The organism is Actinobacillus succinogenes 130Z, assembly GCF_000017245.1.
Classification (GTDB): Bacteria; Pseudomonadota; Gammaproteobacteria; order Enterobacterales; family Pasteurellaceae; genus Exercitatus; species Exercitatus succinogenes.
This window is the reverse complement of record NC_009655.1, coordinates 1,602,704-1,618,603: the sequence shown is the minus strand read 5'-3', so window position 1 is coordinate 1,618,603 and position 15,900 is coordinate 1,602,704. Positions and strand designations below refer to the sequence as shown.

General features: G+C 41.8%; 18 protein-coding genes. 13 read left to right on the top strand and 5 right to left on the bottom strand.

What is annotated here, in order from left to right; translation table 11 throughout:
- The first annotated feature begins 19 nt into the window (after positions 1 to 19).
- Positions 20 to 316 (top strand): ribosome assembly RNA-binding protein YhbY, encoded by a 297-nt coding sequence (gene yhbY / locus ASUC_RS07595; protein ID WP_012073194.1) that lies wholly within the window; start codon positions 20 to 22, stop codon positions 314 to 316.
- A 52-nt stretch (positions 317 to 368) separates the two neighbouring features.
- Here the strand turns inward: yhbY and greA are convergent, their stop codons facing one another.
- Positions 369 to 845 carry a transcription elongation factor GreA gene (gene greA / locus ASUC_RS07590; protein WP_012073193.1) on the bottom strand — a complete coding sequence of 159 codons (477 nt, stop codon included), beginning with the start codon at positions 843 to 845 and terminating at the stop codon, positions 369 to 371.
- A gap of 165 nt (positions 846 to 1,010) precedes the next feature.
- On the opposite strand from greA, the gene dacB reads away from it, so the two are divergent.
- A complete protein-coding gene (gene dacB, locus ASUC_RS07585; protein ID WP_012073192.1) occupies positions 1,011 to 2,438 on the top strand; it encodes a serine-type D-Ala-D-Ala carboxypeptidase in 1,428 nt (475 codons plus the stop codon).
- A gap of 71 nt (positions 2,439 to 2,509) precedes the next feature.
- Here the strand turns inward: dacB and ASUC_RS07580 are convergent, their stop codons facing one another.
- Both ASUC_RS07580 and ASUC_RS07575 read right to left on the bottom strand, forming a co-directional pair.
- A complete protein-coding gene (locus tag ASUC_RS07580; protein WP_012073191.1) occupies positions 2,510 to 2,824 on the bottom strand; it encodes a hypothetical protein in 315 nt (104 codons plus the stop codon).
- A gap of 143 nt (positions 2,825 to 2,967) precedes the next feature.
- Positions 2,968 to 3,876, bottom strand: coding sequence for a lysine exporter LysO family protein (locus ASUC_RS07575; protein WP_012073190.1), 909 nt, complete (start codon positions 3,874 to 3,876; stop codon positions 2,968 to 2,970).
- A gap of 53 nt (positions 3,877 to 3,929) precedes the next feature.
- On the opposite strand from ASUC_RS07575, the gene ASUC_RS07570 reads away from it, so the two are divergent.
- From ASUC_RS07570 to cspD, 8 genes are all read left to right on the top strand, one after another.
- Entirely contained in the window at positions 3,930 to 5,489 is a 1,560-nt protein-coding gene (locus ASUC_RS07570) for an ATP-dependent endonuclease (RefSeq protein ID WP_012073189.1), read from the top strand.
- 74 nt (positions 5,490 to 5,563) lie between these two features.
- Complete coding sequence (dinB, locus tag ASUC_RS07565) at positions 5,564 to 6,637, top strand: DNA polymerase IV (protein WP_012073188.1); 1,074 nt, start codon at positions 5,564 to 5,566, stop codon at positions 6,635 to 6,637.
- Positions 6,638 to 6,674: 37 nt separating this feature from the next.
- On the top strand, positions 6,675 to 7,238 hold the full coding sequence (locus ASUC_RS07560; protein WP_012073187.1) for an elongation factor P hydroxylase: 564 nt from the start codon (positions 6,675 to 6,677) through the stop codon (positions 7,236 to 7,238).
- Positions 7,239 to 7,281: 43 nt separating this feature from the next.
- Positions 7,282 to 8,727 carry a YdgA family protein gene (locus tag ASUC_RS07555; protein WP_012073186.1) on the top strand — a complete coding sequence of 482 codons (1,446 nt, stop codon included), beginning with the start codon at positions 7,282 to 7,284 and terminating at the stop codon, positions 8,725 to 8,727.
- A 290-nt stretch (positions 8,728 to 9,017) separates the two neighbouring features.
- The gene (infC, locus tag ASUC_RS07550) at positions 9,018 to 9,566 is read left to right on the top strand and encodes a translation initiation factor IF-3 (protein ID WP_012073185.1); all 549 of its coding nucleotides are present in this window, start codon (positions 9,018 to 9,020) and stop codon (positions 9,564 to 9,566) included.
- 226 nt (positions 9,567 to 9,792) lie between these two features.
- A complete protein-coding gene (rpmI, locus tag ASUC_RS07545; RefSeq protein WP_012073184.1) occupies positions 9,793 to 9,990 on the top strand; it encodes a 50S ribosomal protein L35 in 198 nt (65 codons plus the stop codon).
- Positions 9,991 to 10,069: 79 nt separating this feature from the next.
- The gene (gene rplT, locus ASUC_RS07540; RefSeq protein ID WP_012073183.1) at positions 10,070 to 10,423 is read left to right on the top strand and encodes a 50S ribosomal protein L20; all 354 of its coding nucleotides are present in this window, start codon (positions 10,070 to 10,072) and stop codon (positions 10,421 to 10,423) included.
- A 203-nt stretch (positions 10,424 to 10,626) separates the two neighbouring features.
- The gene (cspD, locus tag ASUC_RS07535) at positions 10,627 to 10,836 is read left to right on the top strand and encodes a cold shock domain-containing protein CspD (protein WP_012073182.1); all 210 of its coding nucleotides are present in this window, start codon (positions 10,627 to 10,629) and stop codon (positions 10,834 to 10,836) included.
- Positions 10,837 to 11,115: 279 nt separating this feature from the next.
- On the opposite strand, the gene matP is transcribed toward cspD, so the two are convergent.
- Entirely contained in the window at positions 11,116 to 11,565 is a 450-nt protein-coding gene (gene matP, locus ASUC_RS07530; protein WP_012073181.1) for a macrodomain Ter protein MatP, read from the bottom strand.
- A 186-nt stretch (positions 11,566 to 11,751) separates the two neighbouring features.
- On the opposite strand from matP, the gene ASUC_RS07525 reads away from it, so the two are divergent.
- On the top strand, positions 11,752 to 13,479 hold the full coding sequence (locus ASUC_RS07525; RefSeq protein WP_049752220.1) for an AAA family ATPase: 1,728 nt from the start codon (positions 11,752 to 11,754) through the stop codon (positions 13,477 to 13,479).
- A 123-nt stretch (positions 13,480 to 13,602) separates the two neighbouring features.
- Complete coding sequence (gene fabA, locus ASUC_RS07520; RefSeq protein WP_012073179.1) at positions 13,603 to 14,136, top strand: 3-hydroxyacyl-[acyl-carrier-protein] dehydratase FabA; 534 nt, start codon at positions 13,603 to 13,605, stop codon at positions 14,134 to 14,136.
- Positions 14,137 to 14,204: 68 nt separating this feature from the next.
- Here the strand turns inward: fabA and rimI are convergent, their stop codons facing one another.
- Positions 14,205 to 14,654, bottom strand: coding sequence for a ribosomal protein S18-alanine N-acetyltransferase (gene rimI / locus ASUC_RS07515; RefSeq protein WP_012073178.1), 450 nt, complete (start codon positions 14,652 to 14,654; stop codon positions 14,205 to 14,207).
- 173 nt (positions 14,655 to 14,827) lie between these two features.
- Here rimI and dhaK point away from each other — a divergent pair, with 173 nt between their 5' ends.
- Complete coding sequence (gene dhaK, locus ASUC_RS07510; RefSeq protein WP_012073177.1) at positions 14,828 to 15,898, top strand: dihydroxyacetone kinase subunit DhaK; 1,071 nt, start codon at positions 14,828 to 14,830, stop codon at positions 15,896 to 15,898.
- The last annotated feature ends 2 nt before the right edge of the window (positions 15,899 to 15,900 follow it).

The window sequence follows — 15,900 nt, the reverse complement described above, 5'->3', positions numbered from 1 at the left end:
AAAGAATTTAGGATTATTTATGACATTAACAACCAAACAAAAACAATATTTAAAAGGATTAGCGCATCACTTAAGCCCTGTCGTTATGCTCGGTGGAAACGGTTTAACCGAGGGGGTGCTGGCGGAAATAGATAATGCGTTAAATCACCACGAATTGATCAAAGTGAAAATAGCGGGTGCGGATCGTGATACAAAACAGTTAATTATCGATGCTATTGTGCGTGAAACAAATGCAGCGACTGTGCAAACTATCGGGCATATTCTGGTACTTTATCGCCCGAGTAATGAACCTAAAATTGTTTTACCTCGCAAATAATCTGTTTATAACTAAAATAAAAACGGCGAGTGTTTTCACCCGCCGTTTTTTCTTAAATATAGTTTACTTCAATAATATCAAATTCTACCGTACCGCCCGGCGTTACGATATTAACCGTATCATCCACTTCTTTGCCGATCAAACCACGGGCAATGGGTGAATTTACCGAAATTAAGCCGGCTTTGATATCGGCTTCATCGTCACCGACAATTTGATATGTCGCTTCATCGTCCGTGTCTACATTTACTAACACCACCGTCGAACCGAAAATCACTTTACCGTTATTAGGAATTTTTGTAACATCAATAATTTGGCCGTTTGACAGTTTACTTTCGATTTCCTGAATACGCCCTTCACAAAAACCTTGTTGTTCACGGGCTGCGTGATATTCGGCATTTTCTTTTAAATCGCCGTGCTCACGGGCTTCGGCAATAGCTTTAATGATCTCAGGACGACGAGTATTCTTCAAAAAGTCCAATTCTTCACGTAATTGTTCCGCTCCGCGGACAGTCATGGGAATTTGTTTCATTGCGCTCTCTTTCCTTTTTAAGGTAAAACAAAACCACGACATTGTATGGCAATGCCGTAGTAGATCAAAATAATAAGATGAAATTGAGAAAAATATTTACTCAACTTAATTCAGGGTCTATTATTGTTCGCCTGAAAAAAAATAGCAACAGAATCCCTCTTGAATATGTTCGGTTTTACAAAAAAAATTCTTATTTCAACCTTCTTTTTTGTTGGTACGGCGTCTGCCCAAGTGGATGTGCAGGCGTTAAGTAAAGAGCTGCCGCAAGGTGCCAGTTTGGGATTTGTGGCGAAAAATCTACACAGTGGTGAAATTATTGCGGATTATAATGCATCCACTTTTATGTTGCCGGCGAGTACCCAAAAAACTTTTACCGCTTTAGCTGCAAAATTGGTTTTAGGTGATCAATTTCGATTTGCGACCAGTTTACTCAGTAACAGTCAGGTTCGAAACGGCGTGTTGGCCGGGGATTTAATTGTCAAATTTACCGGAGATCCGAATTTAACGACCGGACAACTTTATAATTTATTAGCACAGTTAAAAAAACAAAATATCAATAAAATTGACGGCGATCTCATTTTAGATACCTCGGTATTTGCCAGTCATGATCGGGGCGTAGGTTGGATCTGGAATGATTTGGTGATGTGTTTTAATTCGCCCCCTGCCGCCGCAAATCTGGATAATAACTGTTTCTATGTGAATTTGGACGCAAATCAGTCCGTAGGTGAAAATGTTAAATTTAACGTGCCGTCGCAATATCCGATTCAGGTATTCGGACAGGTTAAAGTGGTCAGTGCCAATGAAGCGGCTTATTGTCAGCTGGACGCGGTCGTACATGATAACAACCGTTACCAGATTAAGGGCTGTATTGCGCGTCAAAATAAACCTTTCGGACTGAGTTTTGCCGTGCAAGACCCGGACGCTTATGCCGCCTCGATTGTACAACGTCAGCTGAAACAACTTGGTATCCAATTCTCCGGACAGGTGAAAATGCCTCATCAACCGCAAACCGGTACGCTTTTGGCGCAACATCTGTCTAAACCTTTACCGGATTTACTGAAAACAATGATGAAAAAGTCCGATAACCAAATTGCCGATGCGTTATTTCGGACTACGGCATATCAAACGTTTAAACGTCCGGCCTCGTTCCAATTAGGCGCTATGGCGTTAAAACGCGTATTATCCGGCCAGGCAGGGCTTAAATTCGGTCATTCTATTGTGGCGGACGGTTCCGGTTTATCCCGTCATAATTTGATTGACCCGAACACCATGCTACAGGCTTTGGAATATATGGCAAAAAATGAAGATAAATTACATTTGCTGGAAACTTTTCCTATTGCCGGCGTAGATGGAACAATCAGCGGACGCGGCGGTTTAATTCAAGCGCCGTTAGTCAAAAACGTGCTGGCGAAAACCGGTTCGTTGAAAGGCGTATATAATTTGGCAGGATTTATGACCAATGCACGAGGTGAGAAAATTGCTTTCGTGCAGTTTATTAACGGTTATTCTACCGGTGAACTGGAAAATAAAACCAAACGTGCACCGCTCGTCAATTTTGAAAATAAACTTTATAATGCGCTTTATGCCGAATAATCTATAGCGTCGAAATAGACGGGTAACAGAAAAAAGTGCGGTCGATTTAACCGCACTTTTTCGTTGTTTGTTTATCTGTCCCGTCGGTCAAAAATATCCCGTCGCCGGCGTTCTTCACGGTCAGGACGACGTTCGCCTTTATGTAATTGATCGTTTGCCCGACGTCTTGCTTCCGCCGCACGGCGTTCCGGACTACGTTCCAGTCTGCGGTGATCTCTACGTTCATCTTTATGCCATCTCGGTTCGCTGTCGCGCCGATCGTAATGCCTGTCATAACGAGCGATATGATCGCGATAACCGTCGTCATAATAACCGTCGCCCACAATACAGGCGGTTAACGATAATGTCGACACCGAAAGTGCGGTTAAAAAAAGTAATTTTTTCATTATTCACCCCCTAAAATAAAAAATAACGCAGGCGGAAAACGTCCGTCCTACGTTGTTGTTAGACTAAAAAGAGATAAAAAAATTCTTAATTTACGGCACAGTCTATTAAGGTATAGACTTTATCATGAAATTTTTGTTATGTTTTATACGGGAATCGCTGTGAATAATACTAATAAAATCGGTGGTGCAATATTGGTCACGAAACCAAAACTGATCGCCAGCGGTACCACTTCTAACCCGCCCGAACGCTGAATAACGGGCAGTGTGCAATCTAATGCGGTAGCGCCTGCCAATCCTACAGCAGTGGAACGATAATGAGACATAAAAAAGGGAATGATAAAAAGGCTGAAAATTTCTCGGCTGAGATCGTTAAAAAAAGCGATACTGCCGAAAATCGGCCCCCAAGCGTCATTGATAACTACGCTTGATAATGAATACCAGCCTAACCCCGAAGAAACGGCGAGCCCTTGTGTTAACGGTAATTGCAGCCAAAATGCCGCAATAATACCACCGCATAAAGAAGTAACGATCATAATGATTCCCGTGTACATTCCTCGTTTATTGAACAGGACATTTCTTAATGAAATGCCGTTATTACGTAACTGGATACCGACGAAGAAAATGAGTAGCACAAGTACATAAGTGCTTGTGCCTAAAGGTAAGGCGATAATATGTTGACCGAAAAATCCCGTTATAAACCCGATGACGACCATAGTACACAATTTACCGCTGTCCATAAGCAATTTCCAGCGTGGCGGTAAATCTTCGGTTAAATGCTTTAACGGCGCAGGACGGTATTTGTCATAAGCAACTAAACCGATCATGTTGCAAAACAAAATACTGAATGAAAAGACAAACGCCGACCAACCTATAGCAGGCAGTTTTTGTATGACATCATCCAATTGACCGAGGGATATTCCCATTACAAACAGAATAATATAGAGTAGAATCATGACAATACGATTTATCGCTTGTAAGAACAGCCTGTTGTCGGATTTTATTAAATAACCTAAAATCATCGGCACAAGCACAATCAATAAGCCTTCAAACATGACGGAATTCTCTGTGGGTTGCGTTCGGAAAGAAGTAGTATAACAGGAAAATTATGTATTTACGTCAATGTGATCTTGTCGGTTTTCGCGGTATTAACCGACTTTCCATTCATCTTCGTCCGCATATGGTTCTTATCGGAGAAAATGCTTGGGGCAAATCCAGTCTATTGGCCGCTTTAAGTTTAATCCTGAACAATAAAAACCGGCTTTACCGCTTCACTCAGGAAGATTTTCATCATGAAGAAAGCACGCCTGCCATTATGCTTTTATTCACCTTCAGTGAACGCGATATTAAAGAGGATATGGATGATAAAAATCAGTCTTTTCAAGCGGTTTTCGTGCCTCATGACGACGGATACGATCGCATTTATTTAAGAGTAGAAGGCGAAATGCGGCAAAACGACGTTATTACCACGTATTCTTTTTTAGATGAACTGGGCGAACCTATTTGCCTCGAGAATACTGAAGAGGTTGCGTTATCGCTGATTTGCCGGCATCCTATTTACCGTTTCCGCGATGCACGTTTGAATTCCGAACAAGATCTGTTGAATCCGCAAAACATGCGGGCAAAATATAAATCGGAAGATCGTCAGTTTCAAGCGGTGGGATTGGTGTTGCAACATTATTTTATGTCTTCACGCCGTAATGATGTGTTAGCGCAAAAAATGTTGTTGGAACCGACCGCACTTTGGGACGAATTAAAGCTGCTGTGCCAACGTCTAAAACAGGATGAAACCCGGGAATTACGTACCCGTTTAGTGGAATTTTTACAAACCCTGTTTATTAGCGACGCCCCGGTAAGAACCAGTAAATACCATCGTCCGGTCTTATTGTTTGAAGATCCTGAAGCACGTTTGCATCCGCGTATGATTGCCATTTTATGGGAGCTCATGCAATATTTGCCGATTCAACGAATCACTACCACCAACTCGGTAGAATTGGTATCGCAAGCGGAATTAAAAGATATTTGCCGTTTGGTCCGTTATACGGATCGCACTTTGTCTTATCAATTGTTCCGCCGTGAATTGGGAAAAGAGGATTTACGCCGTTTAACCTTCCATATTCATCATAACCGCAGTCTGGCATTATTTTCGCGAACCTGGATTTTAGTGGAAGGGGAAACGGAAGTCTGGATTTTGGCGGAATTAGCTAAATTATTGGATATTAATTTAAGCATGGAAGGTATCCGTATTGTAGAATTTGCCCAGTCGGGATTACGTCCGTTAATCAAATACGCCAAAGCTATGGGCATCGAATGGTATGTATTGACGGACGGCGACGAGGCCGGACGCAAATACAGCGAAACCGCTCATAATTTGCTGGAAGAGCATGAAATGTCCTCGCAACGTATTACCACGTTACCCAAACTGGACATTGAACATTTCTTCTATACCGAAGGATTCGAAAACGTGTTTATCCGTTTAGCCCGTTGGGAACGGCAAGGTCGTTATCTGCCGATGCGGAAAATTATTCAACGCGCCATTCAACGCACGTCCAAACCGGATCTTGCCATTGCTTTATCGGCGGAAATGGAACGACGGGGAACTCAATCTATTCCGTTATTATTTAAGCGGTTATTCTCCAAAGTGCTGAATTTAACCCGAACGCAATAATTAATTGTTTATTTATACAGTTTATTGTGTTAAAGTGCGGTCAAAAATTATGAAGTTTTTTAGCCGCACTTTTTATGAAGTTATCATTTCAACGCAAAATTATCCATATTGATATGGATTGCTTTTATGCCGCCGTAGAAATGCGGGAAGCTCCGTCTTTAGTCGGCAAACCTGTTGCCGTCGGTGGACACAGTCGTCAAAGGGGCGTATTGACAACCTGTAACTATGAAGTCCGAAAATTCGGTTGTCGCAGTGCCATGCCGACGGCTCAAGCGGTGAAGCTGTGTCCGGATCTGATTGTTTTGCCTGTTCGTATGACGCTGTATAAACAAGTGTCGCAACAAATTCACCAAATTTTTCATCGTTATACTGATATTATCGAACCGCTTTCGCTGGATGAAGCGTATCTGGATGTAACGGATAGCGGAAAATGTTGCGGTTCCGCCACTTGGATTGCACAGGAAATCCGTCAAGCGATTTTTGATGAATTACACCTCACAGCCTCTGCCGGCATCGCGCCATTGAAATTCCTGGCGAAAATAGCGTCCGATCAAAATAAACCTAACGGACAGTTTGTCATTAATCCGGAAAATGTGACGGAATTTGTCCGTACTTTACCGTTGCGTAAAATTCCGGGCGTAGGAAAAGTGACATCGGAACATTTGCTGGAAATGGGATTGTACACCTGTGAAGATGTTCAGCATGCCGGCTTGTCGGTCTTACTAAACCGTTTCGGGAAAATAGGGAAACGGATTTGGGATTTCAGTCACGGTATTGACGAACGAGAAGTTCAACCTCATCGAGAACGAAAATCCGTGGGGGTGGAACGCACCCTGTCACAAAATATTTTCACTTTAGAACAAGGGATGGCGGTTCTAGAAGAACTTTGTTCCGAGCTAAAACGGCGAATATTACGAGCCAAGCCGGATATTTCTTTATCGCGTTATCGAAAAATGGGTGTGAAACTGAAATTTGACGATTTTCAAGTGACGACATTAGAGAAAAGTGCGGTGGAATTTCAGCAAGAAACTTTTGCGACGTTATTAAGCCAAATATGGCAACGGGCCGAGGGACGAAGCGTTCGATTGGTCGGATTACACGTCACAATTCCCGAGGAAGAAAAGAGCGAACAAATGAGTTTGTGGTAGAATGCCGGAAAATCGGTAGTCATTACGGAGTAACATTATGGAACAGAATACGCATACGTTGGACGATATTATTGCGATTTTTAACGATTGTTTTGAAAAGGAATTTAATACCAAATTGCTGAAAGGCGGCGATGAACCCATTTATATTCCGGCAGGACACAAAACCGAGGGGTATGATGTGCTGCCGTACAATGCCATTTATTTTGCCCGCGGTTTTTACAGCAGTGCGTTACATGAAATTTCCCATTGGCTGATTGCCGGTGAGGAACGCCGTAAATTGGAGGATTTCGGATATTGGTATGAGCCGGACGGGCGTTCGGCGGAACGGCAACGGGAGTTCGAAAAAGTAGAAGTTAAACCGCAGGCTATCGAATGGATACTGGCTACCGCCGCCAATTTCCGTTATTTCGCCAGTGCGGATAATTTAAACGGTAATCCCGGCGATAACATGCCTTTCAAACAAGCGGTTTATGCGCAAGTCAACACCTATGCGGAAAATGGTTTGCCGGCGCGGGCGGAGACGTTACGCCATGCATTAAGCCAATTTTACAGTACGGAAGATTGCATTAATTTAGCGAAGTTTGACATATCCCGCATTTAACCTTTGCTATAAATTTAACGGGAAAATCAGAATTGAGGGGTTTATGAAAAAAACAACATTAGTGATGTCGGCAGTTATCGCTTCGGCAATCCTCTGGACGGGAGGGGCCTGGTACACTGGCAAAACCGCCGAAGCGGAATTTCAATCACAGGTGCAGCACACGAATATAGAGATAGCCCGTATGCTGTCGGCAAACGATGGGCAAATTCAACTGAAAATTGATAATGTACGTTTCCAACGCGGTTGGTTTAGTTCCGAAGTCAGTTATGATACGGTAGTCAAGTTGCCGGATAATCAAATGTCGGTACCTTTTAGCGGTATGCTTTACCACGGACCGCTACCATTGAACCAAATCAAACGGTTTAACTTTATGCCGTCGATTTTTTCAGCGGAAATGGAGGTCGTCCGTAATGATCTCACCGAAGATTGGTTTATTACCAAAGAATCGCCGTTTAAAAACGCATTAACGCTCAGTTACGGACAGCGTTTAAGCGGGAAAATCCAAGCCAATCTGCATGAAGCCAAGCTAGGTGCAGGCGAATATCTTACCTTAGATTTGTCCGGTGGTTATGAAATGAATAAAAACGGTAGTAATGCTAAGGCAAGGATAGATATTAAAGAGTTTAGCAAGAAAGGAATTAACCCCAATGTTTTGCCGGAAGAAGTAACCGAACGTCTTATTCAATTGAAAAATGCAAAATTATCGGTGGAAATCGGGGAACGTTTTGCAGAATGGCCTAACGTGTTTGATTTGTCTTATCAATTCGACACGGATGAAATACATATATCGGGACACACGCAGCGGGATAAGGGGGTACCGATTACCGTTAAAAATGCAAAAATCGATTTTTCGGCCGAAGTAAAAGATTCCGTAGTGGATTACCATATCGACAGTTATGCGGATTCCCTGCATTATAATGATATTAATCTGGGAACATTAAGTAATCACTGGGAATTCAATCATCTTGATGTAGCATCGATGAATACACTGATTAATGAAATGCAAGTTCGTCCGGATAAAACTTTGTCGCCGGCGGCGGAAATTGCGTTGTCTACTATCATAAAACATCAACCGCAACTAAAGATTGAACCGTTATTGCTGGCACGCGAACAGGGAAATTTAGAAATGACGGCAAATATAGCTTTAGCGGAAATTAATTCGGCACGTTTTTCACAAAGCAATTTGCTGAATATTTTTAATACGTTGAATTGGACAATTGATGTTAACAAAGCGGCGTTGAAAGATTTATTGTCCGCTATTGGACAGAAAAAAGATCATTTATCGAAAAAGGAAGCGGATAAACAAGCCGATGTATTATTGAGTGATTTTATTATGCAGGCAAAAAGTAATGGTGTTTTGACGGAAGATGAAACCGGATTAAAATTTTCCTTAAATCTGGAAAAAGACGGATTATATTTTAACGGCACGAAATTATCGGAAAAAGAAGTGCAAATGATTTTATTTGCCTTAATGATGAATTTGGAATAATAATCAAGTATTCGATCCGAATATTTAGATGTATAAAGTGCGGTGAAAAATAAACGGATTTTTGTTCGTATTTTTGTTTTAAAAATTGAGCCGGACCGTTAGAAACGGGTATTTAAAACCTATGCAGGAATAAAGATAAAATATGTGATCCGGTGCACAAAATGAACATATCTTTTCACTTGCATGATTTATGTAAATACTATAAGATTCATTCGTTTTTGCTTGTAATAAGCAAACTTTTTAATACTTCTGCTTGGCAGACAAACATAACAAAACTTATTTAGAGGAATATGGCTATTAAACCTGTAAAACGTGTTCAGACAAACCGCGCTCATCGTCTTAATGACGAAATTCGTGGCGTGAAGGAAGTTCGCTTAACCGATGAAAACGGCGAACAAGTTGGTATCGTGTCAATTCAAGATGCTTTGAGTCGCGCGGAAGAAGCTGAGTTAGACTTAGTTGAAATCAGTCCGAATGCTGAGCCGCCGGTGTGCCGTATTATGAACTATGGTAAGTTTATTTACGAAAAAGAAAAAGCCGCAAAAGAGCAGAAGAAGAAACAAAAAGTTGTGCAAGTGAAGGAAATCAAATTCCGTCCGGGGACGGATGAAGGCGATTACCAAGTGAAACTTCGTAACATCCTACGCTTTTTAGAAGACGGTGATAAGGTTAAAATCACTGTACGTTTCCGTGGTCGTGAAATGGCACATCAAGATATCGGTTTAGACGTGTTGGAACGTGTCAAACAGGATACGGCCGAGGTTGCTATGGTGGAATCCGCACCGGGTAAACTAGAAGGTCGCCAGGCCGTTATGGTCATTGCTCCGAAGAAAAAATAAGATTTCCTTGCATAAAACGGACGAATCCTATAAAATTCGTCCGTTTTTCATATCGGAAAACAAAAGTGATCCACAGGTAAATTTCGCAGCCTGATTCGCTTTTTCACGGCAGTAATGCCATTTGAGAGATAAGCAGTGCTTTACAAAAGCAAAAGTGCGGTTGAAAATAATCGTGTTTTTCGCCTGACTATCAAGTGTTAACAAAACAATGCGGAGTTTTTAAACAATGCCTAAAATTAAAACAGTACGTGGTGCTGCTAAGCGTTTCAAAAAAACAGCTTCCGGCGGTTTCAAACGTAAACAATCTCACTTACGTCATATTTTGACTAAGAAAACCACTAAACGTAAACGTCATCTACGTCATAAATCCATGGTTGCGAAAGCAGATAACGTTTTAGTCGTAGCTTGCTTACCATATGCATAAACCTTCGGGGTTTATCGAAGTTTAAGCAAACGTACGTCAAGTGAATTTTAGTTATTAATAGATAGTAGGAGATTAAATAATGGCTCGTGTAAAACGTGGTGTTATTGCAAGAGCACGTCATAAGAAAGTTCTTAAGGCTGCTAAAGGTTATTATGGTGCGCGTTCACGCGTTTATCGTGTTGCATTCCAAGCGGTGATCAAAGCCGGTCAATATGCTTACCGTGACCGTCGTCAACGTAAACGTCAATTCCGTCAATTATGGATTGCCCGTATTAACGCTGCGGCACGTCAAAACAGTTTATCTTACAGCAAATTCATCAACGGTTTGAAAAAGGCGTCTGTTGAAATCGATCGTAAGATTCTTGCTGACATCGCTGTATTCGATAAAGTTGCTTTTACAGCTTTAGTTGAAAAAGCAAAATCTGTTCTTTAATTATTAAAGAATAGAAAATTAGGACGCTGTAGTGCGTCCTTTTTTTGTTTTTTGCACATAAAAATCATATTTTTTGTGATCTACTTTGCATTTTTGACCTTTACTGATTGCCAAAACAAACGAAATCTCCGATGATTGAAACGATGATAGAGAAACAAGGCGAAAGCCTTACAATGTTGTAATTAGACCAAGAGAGGTGCTGTATGGAAGTTGGGGTTGTTAAATGGTTTAATAATGCGAAAGGTTTTGGCTTTATTAATGCGGAAGGTAGCGATGAGGATATTTTCGCTCATTTTTCCGTGATAGAAATGGATGGATATCGTTCGTTAAAAGCGGGACAAAAAGTGAATTTTGAAGTTATTCATGGTGATAAAGGCTCGCATGCGACCAAAATTATTCCGATTATTGAATAATTAATCGGAATATTAAAAGTGCGGTGAATTTTCGGTATGTTTTTATAGAAGATGTAGTGGCAAATTAATGGCTCCTTGCCGCAAGCATGGCTTGTAACATACGAAAATTTACTGCAATTAATGAAAAGTGAGTTAAAGTATATATACATTAACTCACTTTTTTTACTAAAAAGCGCAATCCGAAAAGTATCTCAGCGAAAATAAAATACGTTTTCATCACGTAACTTTTAAGTCAGAAAATAATTGAATCCGGTTCAGATTAGATACAATAATGCCTTTTTATTTTTTTAATAAATCTTTTAAACCTGCTTTCATCGCGGACATCTGAGATTCGTAGAGCGCTTTGCTTTCACGTTCGTCAATCATGTAGGAAATAGTTTCCGACAGCGTCATGTTCATTTTGCGGGAGTATTTTGATAAGCGAGACCATACGCCATATTCCAAATCAATAGATTTCTTCTTGGTCGATTGCTTTTCCGCGTTAAAAAAACGTTTACGGCGGGCGCGAATAGCCTGATCCAGTTTAATCACCAGATTTTCAGCCATGTTGTCGGCAATCCAGTTTTCAATTTGCTCGGGGTAATTTTGCGCCTTCAGCAGTTCTGCCACTTTGGCATCCGCCAGACTACGTTCGTCGTAACGGGTGATAGCTTCACCGTCTCGATTTTTCTTGATAAGATAACGCCATTTCCATTGCGCTTCTTGATTTTTCAGCTTTTGATACTTCATTTTCGCCCCTTTATGTGACGTGGTAACTGCAATAAATATACTCGTTTTCAGGAAAATATGCCAGTCATTTTTAGACGTAGGGATGAATGTGTGAGATAATACGCAATCCTTAAAATTCAGTATAAGAGAACCTCCGTGAATCGATTTGAACAAGCTTTGGACTGGCAATATCTGGCGCCGACTTTAATGATTGATAAACCATTTCATGACAACGTCACTTTTTTTGATTTACAGCCCCGTGTCAGTTCGGCACTGTCGCAATTCTTACAAAATTCCAACCGCACTTTACTGGTGCTGAAAGCTGATGATCAGGCGCAATATATGCCTTGGTTGGAACAATTTATTCGTACAAGAAAATCTGGCGCGAATGAAAAGATTCACGGTGTAAATTATGTAATAGAGCAGGCGGACAGTTTTTCTTTTGCTCGCGTACATGTTGAGCCGGCACAATCGGCGGAGGATAATTTTGCCGCAAAGAAATTCGTCGATTCCGCTTTATATTTTGATCAAAGCCGTTTATTGGGGGCCATCCAGGTACATCCGATATCAAAAGATATTCAATTAAACGCGGGACTGGTACATGAGTTGAACGGCGGCGTGTTAATTCTCAATCTGGCGACACTGCTGGACAAATTCGAATTATGGGAACGTCTGAAGCAAATTCTGCAAACTCAGCGATTCGATTGGTATTCCGCTCATCCGTTTAAACCGTTACCCTGCGAAATTCCAAGTTATCCGTTATCGCTAAAAGTCATTTTATTGGGTACAAGAACTGATTTAGCCATGTTTTCGGAATTGGAACAGGATTTGTTCCGGTATGCGGATTATGCGGAAATCGAAAGTTATTTTTCAATAGAAGGTGAAAAAGCGCAATGTCAATGGGCGAAATACGTGCAGGATTTTTCCGCGGAACAAAATCTGTCGTGTCCCGATACGGCGGGGCTCGTTAAGCTTTATCAATTATTAGTGCGCGAAAGTGAAGATCGTCGGTTAATTAATATTTCCCCCGATATGCTGAAAGATTGGTTAACAAAAGCCGGGCTAGCGCATAAAGATAGCGCCGATAAAAGTATAAGTGCGGTGGATTTTGAACAAGTTTTTCAACAGTCTCAATATCAGCAGGGTTTTCTGCGCGAACAAGCGTATGCGGATATTTTGTATGAGCAGGTTTATATTCCTACGGATGGAGAGGAAGTCGGACAGATTAACGGTCTGTCGGTAGTGGATTACGCCGGTACGCCTTTATCTTTCGGGGAACCTTCTCGTATAAGTTGTTTGGTGAAATTCGGTGACGGTGAAATTATAGATGTGGAACGAAAAAGCGAACTGGCAGGAAACGTTCACGGCAAGGGAATGCTGATTGCGGAAAGTTGTCTTGCCGGCATCTTAGAAATGCCGTCGCAACTGCCGTTTTCCGCATCATTGGTATTTGAACAATCCTATGCTGAAATTGACGGCGACAGCGCTTCTCTGGCGGCATTTTGCGTTTTAACCAGCGCACTGTCCGATGTGGCTATACCGCAATCTATCGCCATAACCGGTGCTATCGATCAATTCGGTTTGGTTCATGCCGTTGGCGGAATAAACGATAAAATCGAAGGATTCTTTACCATTTGCGAACGACGCGGATTAACCGGAAAGCAAGGCGTGATTATTCCGGCGGCGGCGATTAACCAGTTGAGTTTAACCGAATCCGTACAAAGTGCGGTTAAAAATCAGCAGTTTTTTATTTGGGCGGTGAACGACGTTCATCAGACCAGTGAAATTTTATTTGAACGGGATTTAATAGCGGAACCGGATAAAATTTATACGGCAGATAATCAGCCTCTGGCTTGCTTAATTCATCAACGTCTTGAATTACATGCAGATTCTTCACGTTTTAGTTTATGGCGTGCGTTATTGGGTAAAAAGTAACTGGTTAGACCAATTCAGCGTACATGTGTTAGCTATTTTTATTTTGGAGGGACTCTGCTAGAATGCTGCCATTGCGTTATGCAAGGCATATCCTTTATTTGTTTATTGTTAAGGAAAATTAAAATGACAAACACTTGTACACCGAACCACAAAAGTTCATATACTTACGAAGATTTACTGGCCTCCGGCCGCGGTGAATTATTCGGACCTAAAGGCCCGCAGTTGCCTGCACCAACGATGTTGATGATGGATCGCGTAATTGAAATGAACGAAACAGGCGGTCAATACGGCAAAGGTTATGTGGAAGCGGAATTAGACATTAAACCGGATTTATTTTTCTTTGGTTGCCATTTCATCGGCGATCCGGTGATGCCCGGCTGTTTAGGACTGGATGCCATGTGGCAGTTGGTGGGATTTTATTTAGGTTGGATTGGCGGCGAAGGCAAAGGTCGCGCCTTAGGCGTCGGGGAAGTAAAATTTACCGGTCAAGTGTTGCCGACGGCGAAAAAAGTGACCTACCGTATTCATTTAAAACGCGTCATTAACCGTAAATTAATTATGGGGGTGGCTGACGGTGAAGTCGAAGTGGACGGTCGCGTGATTTATACGGCGACGGATTTAAAAGTCGGCTTATTCCAAGATACTTCAACATTCTAATTACATTAAAGTATCCAAAAGTGCGGTCAAAATTGACCGCAGTTTTGTTATTCGGCGAAAGTTATATTTTACAGATATGCAGCCATAATCACCGCATTTTCCCGTTTGCCGTCCGCCGTAGGATAATAATTTTTACGCACGTCCACTTCGTTAAAATTCAGTTTTTCGTATAGTTTTATCGCATGTCGATTGCTTTCTCGCACTTCTAACCATAAGCTTAAAATTCCTTTTTTCCGTAACTGTTCAATTAACGCATTCAGCAGCATATGACCCAATTTTTGTCCCTGAAAATCAGGATGAACGGTGATATTAAACAAGGTGGCTTCGTCCAATACGATTTGGCAAATAGCGAAACCGACAATCTGATCGTCTAAGAGAATTTTCAGGTTGTGGTAACGGTTTCCCACATTGTTTTTCAAGGTACCTAATGACCACGGAACTGAATGAGCGGCCGTTTCAATAGGATACAGGCTTTCCATTTCATTTTCGGTTACGGGTTCAATACGAATAACGGACATAATCATTCCCAATCAGTAAACATTTTGTGTAGTTTACCTTAATTTTATCGAAACAGAAATTTTCGTTTTCACTCAAAAATTTTTAAAATTGTGATCTATCTAACAAAAAATCCGGGCCGTTTAAGCTATATTACAATAGTTCAAGATTTCCATTTGATAACAAGGATTGCATTATGAAAAAACTCATTAATTCTGTAGAAACGGTTCTGGATGAACAATTACAGGGATTAGCCAAATCTCATCCGAACTTGGTGGTCAATACGGAACCTGTTTATGTCAGACGCGCCGATGCGCCGGTTGCCGGCAAAGTAGCGTTAGTTTCCGGCGGCGGCAGCGGACACGAGCCGATGCATGCAGGATTCGTGGGGAAAGGTATGCTCGACGGCGCTTGCCCCGGTGCGATTTTTACTTCGCCGACGCCGGATCAAATGTTTGAATGCGCACTAAGTGTAGACAGTGGTGAAGGTGTGTTGTTGCTGATTAAAAATTATACCGGCGACGTATTGAATTTTGAAACGGCGACGGAATTATTGGCAGACGGCGGTGTGAAAGTAGCGACCGTATTGGTGGACGACGATGTGGCGGTGAAAGACAGCCTTTACACCGCAGGACGTCGTGGCGTAGCCAATACCGTTATTTTGGAGAAATTATTAGGCGCAGCGGCAGATAAAGGTTATAACTTACAGCAGCTTGCCGAATTAGGGTATAAATTAAATAACCGGGGACATTCCATCGGCATTGCGTTAGGTGCATGCACCGTACCGGCGGCGGGTAAGCCGTCTTTCGCTTTGTCTGAGAACGAAATGGAATTCGGCGTAGGAATTCACGGTGAACCCGGTATTGAACGCCGTATCTTTGAAAATCTGGATAAGACCGTCCAACAAATGTTCGATACGTTAATTGATCATGGCGACTACCGGCGTACTGTGCGTCGCTGGAATGCGGGAAATAATCAATGGAATGAAGTCGAAGACAGCAAACAAGCATTGCAAAAAGGTGATCGCGTTATTGCCTTAGTGAATAATTTAGGAGCAGTGCCATTGTCCGAACTCTACGGTGTTTATAATAAGCTGGAACAAATTGCGACGGATTTCGGTTTAAAAATCGAACGTAATTTAATCGGTTCTTATTGCACATCGTTAGATATGCTGGGCGTGTCGATTACTTTGTTAAAAGCGGACGATGAAATCTTGACATTGTGGGACGCACCGGTCAATACGCCGGCATTGCGTTGGGGAGAATAAAC

What these genes read in the sequence shown, in the direction of transcription:
- rpmI (WP_012073184.1), top strand. Translation starts at nt 9,793, where the DNA reads ATGCCTAAAATTAAAACAGTACGTGGTGCTGCTAAGCGTTTCAAAAAA.
- ASUC_RS07575 (WP_012073190.1), bottom strand. Translation starts at nt 3,876, where the DNA reads ATGTTTGAAGGCTTATTGATTGTGCTTGTGCCGATGATTTTAGGTTAT.
- ASUC_RS07525 (WP_049752220.1), top strand. Translation starts at nt 11,752, where the DNA reads ATGATTGATAAACCATTTCATGACAACGTCACTTTTTTTGATTTACAG.
- ASUC_RS07580 (WP_012073191.1), bottom strand. Translation starts at nt 2,824, where the DNA reads ATGAAAAAATTACTTTTTTTAACCGCACTTTCGGTGTCGACATTATCG.
- ASUC_RS07570 (WP_012073189.1), top strand. Translation starts at nt 3,930, where the DNA reads ATGTATTTACGTCAATGTGATCTTGTCGGTTTTCGCGGTATTAACCGA.
- dinB (WP_012073188.1), top strand. Translation starts at nt 5,564, where the DNA reads ATGAAGTTATCATTTCAACGCAAAATTATCCATATTGATATGGATTGC.
- yhbY (WP_012073194.1), top strand. Translation starts at nt 20, where the DNA reads ATGACATTAACAACCAAACAAAAACAATATTTAAAAGGATTAGCGCAT.
- infC (WP_012073185.1), top strand. Translation starts at nt 9,018, where the DNA reads ATGGCTATTAAACCTGTAAAACGTGTTCAGACAAACCGCGCTCATCGT.
- dhaK (WP_012073177.1), top strand. Translation starts at nt 14,828, where the DNA reads ATGAAAAAACTCATTAATTCTGTAGAAACGGTTCTGGATGAACAATTA.
- dacB (WP_012073192.1), top strand. Translation starts at nt 1,011, where the DNA reads ATGTTCGGTTTTACAAAAAAAATTCTTATTTCAACCTTCTTTTTTGTT.
- matP (WP_012073181.1), bottom strand. Translation starts at nt 11,565, where the DNA reads ATGAAGTATCAAAAGCTGAAAAATCAAGAAGCGCAATGGAAATGGCGT.
- cspD (WP_012073182.1), top strand. Translation starts at nt 10,627, where the DNA reads ATGGAAGTTGGGGTTGTTAAATGGTTTAATAATGCGAAAGGTTTTGGC.
- rplT (WP_012073183.1), top strand. Translation starts at nt 10,070, where the DNA reads ATGGCTCGTGTAAAACGTGGTGTTATTGCAAGAGCACGTCATAAGAAA.
- fabA (WP_012073179.1), top strand. Translation starts at nt 13,603, where the DNA reads ATGACAAACACTTGTACACCGAACCACAAAAGTTCATATACTTACGAA.
- greA (WP_012073193.1), bottom strand. Translation starts at nt 845, where the DNA reads ATGAAACAAATTCCCATGACTGTCCGCGGAGCGGAACAATTACGTGAA.
- ASUC_RS07555 (WP_012073186.1), top strand. Translation starts at nt 7,282, where the DNA reads ATGAAAAAAACAACATTAGTGATGTCGGCAGTTATCGCTTCGGCAATC.
- ASUC_RS07560 (WP_012073187.1), top strand. Translation starts at nt 6,675, where the DNA reads ATGGAACAGAATACGCATACGTTGGACGATATTATTGCGATTTTTAAC.
- rimI (WP_012073178.1), bottom strand. Translation starts at nt 14,654, where the DNA reads ATGTCCGTTATTCGTATTGAACCCGTAACCGAAAATGAAATGGAAAGC.